Raw genomic sequence first — 1,399 nt, 5'->3', positions numbered from 1 at the left:
CTTATGCCCGATTATTATCCATGCTCGTCCGCTCGACTAGTGAGCTGTTACGCACTCTTTAAATGAATGGCTGCTTCCAAGCCAACATCCTAGCTGTCTGGGCAGACAAACCGCGTTCTTTCAACTTAGCATATATTTGGGGACCTTAGCTGATGGTCTGGGTTCTTTCCCTCTCGGACTTGGACCTTAGCACCCAAGCCCTCACTGCTGAGAAACATTATATAGCATTCGGAGTTTGTCAGGAATTGGTAGGCGGTGAAGCCCCCGCATCCAATCAGTAGCTCTACCTCTATATAACTTGGCTCAGCGCTGCACCTAAATGCATTTCGGGGAGTACGAGCTATTTCCGAGTTTGATTGGCCTTTCACCCCTACCCACAGGTCATCCGAAGACTTTTCAACGTCAACCGGTTCGGTCCTCCACTGTGTGTTACCACAGCTTCAACCTGCCCATGGGTAGATCACACGGTTTCGCGTCTAACACTACTGACTAAAGCGCCCTATTCAGACTCGCTTTCGCTACGGATCCATACCTGAAGTACTTATCCTTGCCAGCAACGTTAACTCGTAGGCTCATTATGCAAAAGGCACGCCGTCACCCAACGAATGGGCTCCGACCGCTTGTAAGCGTATGGTTTCAGGATCTATTTCACTCCGTTATTCACGGTTCTTTTCACCTTTCCTTCACAGTACTGGTTCACTATCGGTCTCTCAGGAGTATTTAGCCTTAGCGGATGGTCCCGCCAGATTCAGACAGGGTTTCACGTGCCCCGCCCTACTCAGGATACCACTATTTATTATACTCGTTACCCATACGGGACTATCACCCTCTATGGTGTTACTTTCCAGCAACTTCCGGTTCCTTGTACATAAAATGTCGTGGTCCTACAACCCCAAAATTGCCGTAACAACTTTGGTTTGGGCTAATCCGCGTTCGCTCGCCACTACTTACGGAATCACTTTTGTTTTCTTCTCCTCCGCCTACTTAGATGTTTCAGTTCAGCGGGTTTGCCCACCTATCGGTGTACTATGTCTTCAACATAGTGGGTTGCCCCATTCGGATATCTACGGATCAATTCTCATGTGCAGATCCCCGTAGCTTTTCGCAGCTTATCACGTCCTTCTTCGCCTCTGAGAGCCTAGGCATCCCCCATACGCCCTTATTTTGCTTATTGTACTTATAATTATGCCTAATGATAAACATAATTACGTGTTCTTTCTACTTTTTTGTATTTTTTATCTCAATATGTCAATGAACTTTACATCCCGCACTTGATGCGGGATCTCATCTTTTACGATGAGATTCCTGTTTGCACAGGAATTCTGTGGAGAATATCGGAGTCGAACCGATGACCTCCTGCGTGCAAGGCAGGCGCTCTAGCCAGCTGAGCTAATCCCCC

The 1,399-nt window shown here is 47.7% G+C and carries 1 tRNA gene and 1 rRNA gene; both read right to left on the bottom strand.

Annotation, left to right across the window (positions count from 1 at the left end):
• Window positions 1–1,173 (bottom strand): 23S ribosomal RNA (locus tag B6A10_RS16200); the annotation flags it as partial.
• Between the two features lie 152 nt (window positions 1,174–1,325).
• A tRNA-Ala gene (locus B6A10_RS16195) sits at window positions 1,326–1,399 on the bottom strand.

Origin of the sequence: Flavobacterium pokkalii (genome assembly GCF_014596575.1) — a bacterium.
GTDB lineage: Bacteria > Bacteroidota > Bacteroidia > Flavobacteriales > Flavobacteriaceae > Flavobacterium > Flavobacterium pokkalii.
This window is presented reverse-complemented; position numbering and strand designations above follow the sequence as displayed.